The sequence below is a fragment of the Pseudomonas sp. PDM01 genome (assembly GCF_014852325.1).
Classification (GTDB): domain Bacteria; phylum Pseudomonadota; class Gammaproteobacteria; order Pseudomonadales; family Pseudomonadaceae; genus Aquipseudomonas; species Aquipseudomonas migulae.
The window spans coordinates 40,720-49,840 of sequence record NZ_JACVBK010000016.1 but is presented as its reverse complement, the minus strand read 5'-3'; the positions used below and the strand labels follow the sequence as shown (position 1 = coordinate 49,840).

Annotated in this window: 9 protein-coding genes; all 9 read left to right on the top strand. The window is 58.9% G+C overall.

Annotated elements, in window-relative coordinates; translation table 11 throughout:
- Positions 1 to 470: 470 nt before the first annotated feature.
- Complete coding sequence (locus IB246_RS28285) at positions 471 to 1,052, top strand: YjfI family protein (protein WP_085988408.1); 582 nt, start codon at positions 471 to 473, stop codon at positions 1,050 to 1,052.
- Positions 1,053 to 1,077: 25 nt separating this feature from the next.
- Positions 1,078 to 1,776 carry a PspA/IM30 family protein gene (locus tag IB246_RS28280; RefSeq protein ID WP_008041320.1) on the top strand — a complete coding sequence of 233 codons (699 nt, stop codon included), beginning with the start codon at positions 1,078 to 1,080 and terminating at the stop codon, positions 1,774 to 1,776.
- A 156-nt stretch (positions 1,777 to 1,932) separates the two neighbouring features.
- The gene (locus IB246_RS28275; RefSeq protein WP_008041319.1) at positions 1,933 to 2,496 is read left to right on the top strand and encodes a rhomboid family intramembrane serine protease; all 564 of its coding nucleotides are present in this window, start codon (positions 1,933 to 1,935) and stop codon (positions 2,494 to 2,496) included.
- A 71-nt stretch (positions 2,497 to 2,567) separates the two neighbouring features.
- Entirely contained in the window at positions 2,568 to 3,602 is a 1,035-nt protein-coding gene (locus IB246_RS28270; RefSeq protein WP_192230253.1) for an ion channel, read from the top strand.
- On the top strand, positions 3,589 to 4,263 hold the full coding sequence (locus IB246_RS28265) for a DUF2491 family protein (protein ID WP_008041317.1): 675 nt from the start codon (positions 3,589 to 3,591) through the stop codon (positions 4,261 to 4,263). The genes IB246_RS28270 and IB246_RS28265 overlap by 14 nt, the downstream gene beginning before the upstream one ends.
- 15 nt (positions 4,264 to 4,278) lie before the next feature.
- Complete coding sequence (locus IB246_RS28260) at positions 4,279 to 4,707, top strand: DUF350 domain-containing protein (protein ID WP_008030949.1); 429 nt, start codon at positions 4,279 to 4,281, stop codon at positions 4,705 to 4,707.
- Between the two features lie 18 nt (positions 4,708 to 4,725).
- Positions 4,726 to 5,439, top strand: a complete 714-nt coding sequence (locus IB246_RS28255; RefSeq protein WP_008041314.1) for a DUF1190 domain-containing protein — start codon at positions 4,726 to 4,728, stop codon at positions 5,437 to 5,439.
- A 12-nt stretch (positions 5,440 to 5,451) separates the two neighbouring features.
- Complete coding sequence (locus IB246_RS28250) at positions 5,452 to 6,609, top strand: glutathionylspermidine synthase family protein (RefSeq protein ID WP_008041312.1); 1,158 nt, start codon at positions 5,452 to 5,454, stop codon at positions 6,607 to 6,609.
- Positions 6,610 to 6,765: 156 nt separating this feature from the next.
- Positions 6,766 to 8,970, top strand: a complete 2,205-nt coding sequence (locus tag IB246_RS28245; RefSeq protein WP_032832620.1) for an OsmC domain/YcaO domain-containing protein — start codon at positions 6,766 to 6,768, stop codon at positions 8,968 to 8,970.
- The last annotated feature ends 151 nt before the right edge of the window (positions 8,971 to 9,121 follow it).

The following is a 9,121-nucleotide window of genomic DNA, read 5'->3' as shown; positions in this document are numbered from 1 at the left end:
CCCCCTCGAGAGGCCGAGCGCAGGTTCTGCGTAGTGGGCAACCCGGCATGGATGCCGGGTTAGCCGCCCCCGGCCAGGGATGGCCGATGGCGGCGGGCCCACGGAGCAGGACCGGAGCGAGGGCATGGCGAGCCTTAGCGAGCCACCGAACGAAAGGGGCAAGAGCCCTTGGTTACTTGGGGCTCTTCCAAGTGACTCGCCGTAAGGGCGAAACCAATATCCGCCATCACCCAAAAAACGGATATACCCCCAATCCCCGCCCCCACCACCCATAAAAAAATCTCACGCGTGAGCTATTGAGCACAGCGAAAATTGCCTGTAGTGTTTCTCACGCGTGAGTTTTTCACAACGAGGTCAGCACCATGAACAGCAGCTCTCCATCAGATCCGCCTTCCGGGTCTGTGAACGATTCAGCAAGCCGCAAGGGAGAGCGCTCGAAACCGTCCGCGAAAAAACCGTCGAGCTTCTACATGAAGCAGATGCGCGCGGGCCTGGGTGCCGCCGGTTATGTAAAACACGAGACTTGGGTGCTTCCCGAAAACCGAAGCCTGCTCAAGCAGATGGAGAAACAGCTACGCCAACCGATCCTGGCTGGCTCATTCATGTCGGAGAATTACATGAGCGCAGGTAACAACTGGAACATCGATCGCCTCTACAGCGCCCTTCAAGCCCTGGACGAAGTGGTCTCGAACGACATCACCCTCTCCCTCGTCCAAGGCTCCGAATCCAGCATCAAGCTGGAAATGAACGACTTCGGTGGCTTGCCGATTTACATCGCGGTAGTGGGCGACCAGATCATCGTCGATACCGTGCTGGTCGACGTCGAGTCGATCAAGGACGTGCCGGCCTTCAACGATGCCGTGCTGCGTAGCCGGGAAATGTTCCCGCTGTCGTCGATCGGCATCGAGTCCATGCCCAACGGGCAGGTCGTTTACAACATGTTTGGCGCGCTCAGCTCCGACTCGAGCCTGACCAACGTCGTGACCGAGGTCAAAACCCTCGTCGACAACGTGCAGCGCGCCAGCGAAGCCTTCGAACGTTTTTTCAATTAATTATTCGGGAATCAGGGAAAATCCAATGACTCAGTCCATCTGGAGCAAATTGTTCACCGCACTGCGTGGCGGTGCCAATGAAGTCGGCGAATCGATCGTCGACCAACAGGCCCTGCGCATCCTCGACCAGGAAATCCGCGATGCCGACAGCGCGCTGGCCAACGCCAAGCGTGAGCTGGTCACCATCATGGCCAAGCACAAACTGTCCGCTGATCGCGTCAGCGAGTACAACGCCAAGATCAAGGACCTGGAATCCAAGGCGCTGGCCGCCATTCAGGCCAACCGCGAAGACCTGGCACTGGAAGTGGCCGAAGCCATTTCGACCCTGACCAACGAGCTGGATGTCGAGCAGAAGCAGGCCACCGAATTCGGCGGTTATGCGGACAACATGCGCAAAGACATCACCAAGGCTGAAAGCCGCATTAAGAGCCTGCGTCAGCAAGTGGACATGGCCAAGGCCCGCGAAAGCGTACAGAAAGCCCAGGTCAGCGCATCCATCGCCAGCGGCGGCGCCAACGGCAAACTGGAAACCGCAGTCGGCACGCTGAACCGCTTGCAAGCCAAGCAGCAGCAACGCGCCGCTGAACTGGAAGCTCAGGACCAACTGGCCGATGCCTCGACCGGCACCGACCTGGAGCGCAAACTGCGCGAAGCCGGCATCACGCCGGACGCGGGCAGCGCCAACGCGATCCTGGAGCGCCTGAAGCAGAAATCGGCTGAGTAACCCACTCAGTCGCAGATGCATAACCTGTGGGAGCTAGCCTGCTAGCGATTACGGTTTGTCAGGCGACATTAATGTTGACTGACACTCCCTCTTCGCGAGCAGGCTCGCTCCCACAATAGATATGCGTTTCAGTTTTTCGTTGAATCGAGGTCAAGGATGGATGCCCTGAAGGGTTTCAAGACAATCGCCAGCCTCGCCATTTTCATGGTGGCGCTGCAACTGCTCAACGTCGCGACCGGCTACAGCCTTGTGGCATTCGGCCTGGTGCCGAGAACGGCCCACGGACTGGTCGGCATCATCACCTCGCCTTTTTTGCACGCGTCCTTTGCGCACCTCAGCGCCAACCTGATTCCCTTCCTGATTCTGGGCACCCTGGTCATTGTCGATGGGCTCAACCGGTTCCTGGCCGTCAGCGCGATCATCATTTTGCTGGGCGGCGCGCTGGTCTGGCTGTTCGGGTTTTCCGGCGTGCACATTGGCGCCAGCGGCTGGGTATTCGGGCTGTGGGCCTACCTCCTGTCCCGCGCCTGGTTTCACCGCAGCTGGGGCAACCTGATCACGGCCAGCGTCGTGGCGCTGCTCTATGGCGGCCTGGTCTTTGGCTTCCTTCCGCGTCAGGGTGTGTCCTTCGAAGGACATCTGTTTGGGGCGCTCGCCGGATTTATTGCAGCCAAGGTACTTTTCTCTGCGCCGCGCAGCAGGTTTAATGCCGCCGGTTAACCGCACTTGAGCATTCAGACGCCGAGGCGATAACGTCGCCAGGAATGAGTACCCACGGAGTCAGGGACGAAATGTCGATTTTCCTTTTATTGCGCATGTATGCCTCGTCCCTCTTCCACCGATTCGGTTGGGCGGGACTGGTCATCGCCTTGGCCGTGCACCTGACCACGGCGTATCTGGGCCTGGTGTTGCTGGGCGAACAGCACCTCACCGCCCCCGCCACGTTTACCTACTTCTATCTCACCACCACGCTTACCGTAGGCTATGGCGATCTCGCGCCACAGACATCGGCGGGGCGCATTTTCGTGGCCACCTGGGTCATGCTCGGCGGCATTGCGCTGCTGACGGCAGCCATCGGCAAAACCACCAGCAGCGTTATCGATGTATGGAGAAAAAGCATGAAGGGCAAAGGTGACTACACCGGCAATGTCGGGCATACGGTGCTCATCGGCTGGGAAGGTGCGTCCAGCGAACGGGTCGTTGAGTTGTTGCTTCAGGATGAAACCTCCAACGACAACCTGATCGTCATTTGCGATTGCACCCTTGAAGAAAACCCCATGCCTGGCCAGGCGTCCTTCATCAAGGGCGAAAGCCTGTCCTCGGTGGCGCTGCTACTGCGCGCTGGCGTTCCCGGTGCCGAACGCGTTCTGGTGAGAACCCATTCAGACGACCTGACCCTGGCCACCGTGCTGGCGGTCAATCAACTGAAGCCTGTCGGGCATGTGGTCGCCCACTTCAATGACAGTGAAATCGCCTCGCTCGCCAGCGCCTACGCCCCCAGCCTGGAATGCACATCAAGCATGGCCATCGAGATGCTTGTGCGCGCGTCTCAGGACCCCGGCTCGTCCGTGGTCATCAACGAATTGCTGTGCGTGGGCCAGGGCGCGACCCAATACCTGATGAAACTGCCCGATACGTTTAACGCGACCTTCGGCGATCTGTACACGCAGATGAAAGAACGTCACAACGCCACCCTCATCGGCTACCGCGCCAAGGGCGCCCGACAACCATCGATCAACCCGCCTGGCGCCACACGCGTCGAGGGCCGCGAGCTCTTCTACATCGCCTCCACTCGCCTCAAGGAAATCTCCAATGGGATGGTTTAAACAGTTGTTGGGGCTTGAGGCCCCGAACGCGAATTCAGAATCGAAATGGACCGCCAGCGAAACCCAACCGGCCGCCGGCCCGCTGGGTCTGGCACTGGGCAAAGGCGTGATGTTCGACAGCACGCTGCAATTGTTGCTCGACGAAAAAACTGCCGTGGCCATCCCCGGCTCGCAGCAGGTCTGGAGCAACGGCACCATTGACCTCGGGCAGTCGACCTGGCTGTCGCGCTACTACATGAACGACGAAGACTACTGGCTGCAAGTGCACACCACCGGCGACATCGCCGGCCAGGTCGAGTCGGTGATCCTGTTCAACTACCTCAGCTACATCACCATCAGCAGCGAAGCGGAGCTGCGCCGTCTGGCTGGCCCGAATAGCCTGATCGGCCTGCCGACCTACACCCACAACGGCGTCGAATACACCCGCGAATGGGGCACCGAGAATGGCCAGACTGAATTGGTGGCGTTGAGCGAACAGCTGAAAAACCCGGATGAGTCCTACAGCGTCGAGCACCGTTCGATGCTGTACGCCCGCGAAACCGGCCTGACCGACCGCCGTGAATTCCTGCTGTTTTCTGTCGAAGAAGACGCCGAAGGTACGATCAGCTTGAGCACTTCGCTGGGCATTTCGCTGTACACCACCGACTTGAACACTTTTTAAAAAGGAAGAAACCCCATGCTAGAAGCGCTCTCCGTCTCCCTGAACAAAGCCGCCGTGCTCGGGTTTGTTGCGTACATCCTCGGCGCCGCCGTGCTGTTCGCGCTGTTCCAGTTCATCTACACCCGCATCACCCCGCACAAAGAATTCGAGCTGATCCGTTCGGGCAACGTCGCGGCTGCAATCGCCTTGGGCGGCGCGGTCATCGGTTTCGCGATTCCGGCCAGCAACGTGATCGCCTACTCGGTCAGCCTCCTCGACTTCGTGGTCTGGGCAGTCATCGCCGCGTTCGTGCAATTGTTGGCGTTCCTGATGACCAGCCTGGTGCTCAAGGGCACCTCCGAGCGCATCAAGAAAGGTGAAATCGCCGCCGGCATCTACGTGGCAGCCGTGGCCATCAGCGTCGGCATGTTGAACGCCGCCTGCATGACCCCTTCCTCGAACTGATCGCGCACGGAGCTCCCGATGAAACGAAGCAAGTACGTTCAGCTGTCGCTGGCAGCCTCGGTCGCGATGGCGATTTCGGGCTGCGGGCCGACGGAAAAAACCTACTCGGTGCAGAAAAAGTACAACTTCCAGTCCGTGCAGCAATGCGCCGATGAAAAACTTCCGGTGGACGTCTGCTCGGACGCCTTCATGACCGCCATGGCCGAACATCGACGCATTGCACCGGTGTACGACAACCAGGCCGATTGCGAAGCCGACTTCGTCGCCGACTGGTGCCAGCAGGACTCCGCCGGCAAGTTCATCCCCAAACTCGGCGGCTTCGAGCTGACCGCCAATGGCGAGGTGACGCAATCCCAGGTGGACGCCGCCAAAGCGCAACTGCCTGCCTCGGAAGCGAACAGTGGCGGTTCGGGATTCTCCGGCACCAGCCTGCTGACCGGCCTGCTGATCGGCAACATGCTGAGCAACAACCGCAACAGCTACTATTCGGAGCCGGTGTACCGCTACCGCGATGACCGTGGCAGCTATTCGTCTTCGACACTCGGCCAGCGGATTTCGAAAGGTTCGACCTTTACCAAATCCAATCAGGCGCGATACGGCAGCAGCAACTACGCCGACTCGATTCGTTCCGCCAGCAAACCGGTGTCCGTTGCCTCGTCTACTTCCCGTGGCGGCTTCGGCAGCAAAGCCAGTGCGCGCAGCGGCTGGGGTGGCGGCGGGTCGAGCAGTTAAGGAAACAGGGCCATGAAGAAAATCCTCTGCGCAGAGCGTCATGACTGGAAACAGACCGCCGAAAACCTCGGCTTTCTGTTCCACACCATCGACGACGAACCCTATTGGGACGAGAGCGCGTACTACCAGTTCACGCTCAAGCAGATCGAGAACGATCTCGAAGACCCTACCACCGAGATCCATGAGATGTGCATGGACCTGGTGGCTCGCGTGGTGCAGAGCGAGGAGTTGCTGGAACGCCTGAGCATTCCGGCAGCGTTCTACGACCTGGTTCGCACGTCATGGCTCGAAGGTCATCCGCATCTGTACGGGCGCATGGACTTTTCCTACAACGGCAGCGGCCCGGCCAAACTGCTGGAGCTCAACTACGACACGCCGACCAGCCTCTACGAAGCGGCGGCGTTCCAGTGGGGCTGGCTGGAGCAATGCATTGAGCGCGGTTTGTTGCCCAAGAACGCCGACCAGTTCAACAGCATCGACACCAAGCTGCATCAGGCCTTTGCTCAACTGCAGATCACGCAGCCCTTCTATTTCGCCTCGATGAAAGACTCGGTCGAGGACAAGGGCACCACCGATTACCTGCGGCTGGTTGCGGAAAAAGTCGGCATCGAATCCCGCCACATCGACATCGAAGACATTGGCCTCACCAGTGACGGACGTTTCGTCGATCTTGAAGATCGCTGGATTCCTCACCTGTTCAAACTGCACGCCTGGGAGTTCATCTTCCACGAGCCCTTTGGTGCAGCGATTGCCCAGAGTGATACGCAGTTCTTCGAACCGGCCTGGAAATCCATCATCTCCAACAAAGGCATCCTGCCGCTGCTGTGGGAGTTCAACAAAGGCCATCCGAACCTGCTCGCCGCCCACCTGGATACCGACCCGAACAAAGCGGTGCCCAAGGGTTGGGTGCGCAAGCCATTCTTCTCGCGGGAAGGCGCCAACATCGAGCTGCAAACAGCGGACGGTCTGATCGTGAAAGAGGATGGGCCCTACACGGACGCGCCGTTTATCCTTCAGGAGTTCGCGCCGCTGCCGAAGTTTGGCGATAGCTACACGTTGATCGGTTCCTGGGTGATCGGCGATCAAGCCGCGGGGATCGGTGTGCGCGAGGACAACAGCCTGATTACCAAGGATTCCAGCCGATTTTTGCCGCACCTGATACTCGACTGAACATTTACCGTCAGTGAAAAAGCCCGTTGCCATGCATCGGGCGTCGGGGTGAAACAGGTGTAAACCCGATCAGGAACCCGACAACCACAAGACTTACCGCTGAAAAGCCGGATAATGGCGGCCAAATCGTCTAGCCCGTTATTCTGGTACCCCCCCATGGAAATCAAGGTCAACTTTCTCGACAACCTTCGGCTTGAAGCCAAGTTCGACGACTTCACGGTGGTGGCCGACCAACCAATCCGCTACAAGGGCGATGGCTCGGCACCCGGTCCGTTCGACTACTTCCTGGCTTCGTCGGCGCTGTGTGCGGCGTATTTCGTGAAGTTGTACTGCAGCACACGCAATATCCCCACGGATAACATCCGCCTGTCGCAGAACAACATTGTTGACCCGGAAAACCGCTACAACCAGATTTTCAAGATCCAGGTCGAGTTGCCGGCGGACATCTCCGACAAGGACCGCCAGGGCATCCTGCGTTCCATCGACCGTTGCACCGTGAAAAAAGTGGTGCAGGCCGGGCCTGAGTTTGTGATCGAAGAAGTGGAAAACCTCGACGCCGATGCCCAGGCGCTGTTGATGCCGGCTTCCAGTTCAGAGGCGAGCACTTACATTGCCGGCAAGGATCTGCCGCTGGAACAAACCATCGCCAACATGTCGGCCATCCTGGCGGACCTGGGCATGAAGATTGAAATCGCCTCGTGGCGCAATATCGTGCCCAATGTGTGGTCGCTGCATATCCGCGATGCGCACTCGCCGATGTGCTTCACCAACGGCAAGGGGGCGACCAAGGAAAGCGCACTGGCGTCGGCGTTGGGCGAGTTTATCGAGCGACTCAACTGCAACTTCTTCTACAACGACCAGTTCTGGGGCGAAGACATCGCCAACGCGGAATTTGTGCATTATCCGGACGAGCGCTGGTTCAAGCCTGGCCGCAAAGACGCGCTGCCGACCGAGATTCTCGACGAGTACTGCCTGAAGATTTACAACCGCGACGGCGAGCTGCGCGGCTCCCATCTGATCGACACCAACTCGGGCAATGAAGAGCGCGGTATCTGCTCGCTGCCGTACGTGCGCCAGTCGGACGGCGAGGTGGTGTATTTCCCGTCCAACCTGATTGAAAACCTGTACCTGAGCAACGGCATGAGTGCCGGCAACACGCTGGCCGAAGCGCAGGTGCAGTGCCTGTCGGAGATCTTCGAGCGCGCGGTAAAACGCGAAATCATCGAAGGTGAATTTGCACTGCCGGATGTGCCGGCCCACGTGCTGGCGAAGTACCCCGGGATCCTCGCCGGCATTCAGGCGCTGGAAGAACAGGGTTTCCCGGTGTTGGTGAAGGATGCGTCCCTGGGCGGTGAATTCCCGGTGATGTGCGTCACGTTGATGAACCCGCGTACCGGCGGTGTGTTCGCCTCGTTCGGCGCGCACCCAAGCCTTGAAGTGGCATTGGAACGCAGCCTCACCGAATTGCTGCAAGGCCGCAGCTTCGAAGGCCTCAATGACCTGCCCCAGCCGACGTTTGAAGGCCATGCGGTGACCGAGCCGAACAACTTCGTCGAGCACTTCATCGACTCGAGCGGCATTGTGTCGTGGCGCTTCTTCAGTTCGAAGTCGGATTACGAATTCGTGGAGTGGGACTTCTCCGGCCAGGGTGAAAACTCGAATAGCGAGGAAGCCGCGACCTTGTTCGGCATTCTCGAAGGCATGGGCAAGGAAGTGTACATGGCGGTCTACGAGCATATCGGCGCGACGGCCTGCCGCATTCTGGTGCCGGACTATTCGGAAATTTATCCGGTAGACGATCTGATCTGGGATAACACCAACAAAGCGCTGTTCTTCCGCGAAGACATCCTGAACCTGCATCGCCTGGACGAAGACGAACTGCGAGCGCTGGTCGAGCGCCTGGTGGAAAGTGAGCTGGACGACTACACCGACATCACCAGCTTGATCGGCATCGAATTTGACGACAATACCGCTTGGGGTCAGTTGACGATCCTGGAGTTGAAGCTGCTGATTTATCTCGCCCTGCAACAATTTGAAGAGGCGAAAGAAGCAGTGGAAATGTTCCTGCAGTACAACGACAACACGGTTGAGCGCGGCTTGTTCTACCAGGCCGTCAATGTGGTGTTGGAGATGAAACTGGACGAAGACCTGGAACTGGAAGACTACGAGGCCAATTTCCGCCGGATGTTTGGCAGCGAGCGGACGGACGCAGCAATCGGCTCGGTGGACGGGACCGTACGCTTCCATGGCTTGACGCCGACCAGCATGAAACTGGAGGGGCTCGACAGGCACCTGCGCCTGATCGACAGCTACAAAAAACTGCACACGGCGCGGGCCGCCGTAACCACATCATCCCGTTAACCACAAATCTGTAGGAGCCGGCTTGCTGGCGATGAACGATTACGCGGTTTACCTGGCTAACCGCGGTGCTTGAATCGCCAGCAAGCCGGCTCCTACAAATAGCGTGCAAAAGAAAACCCCCGACCAGTCCAGAGGACCGATCGGGGGTTTC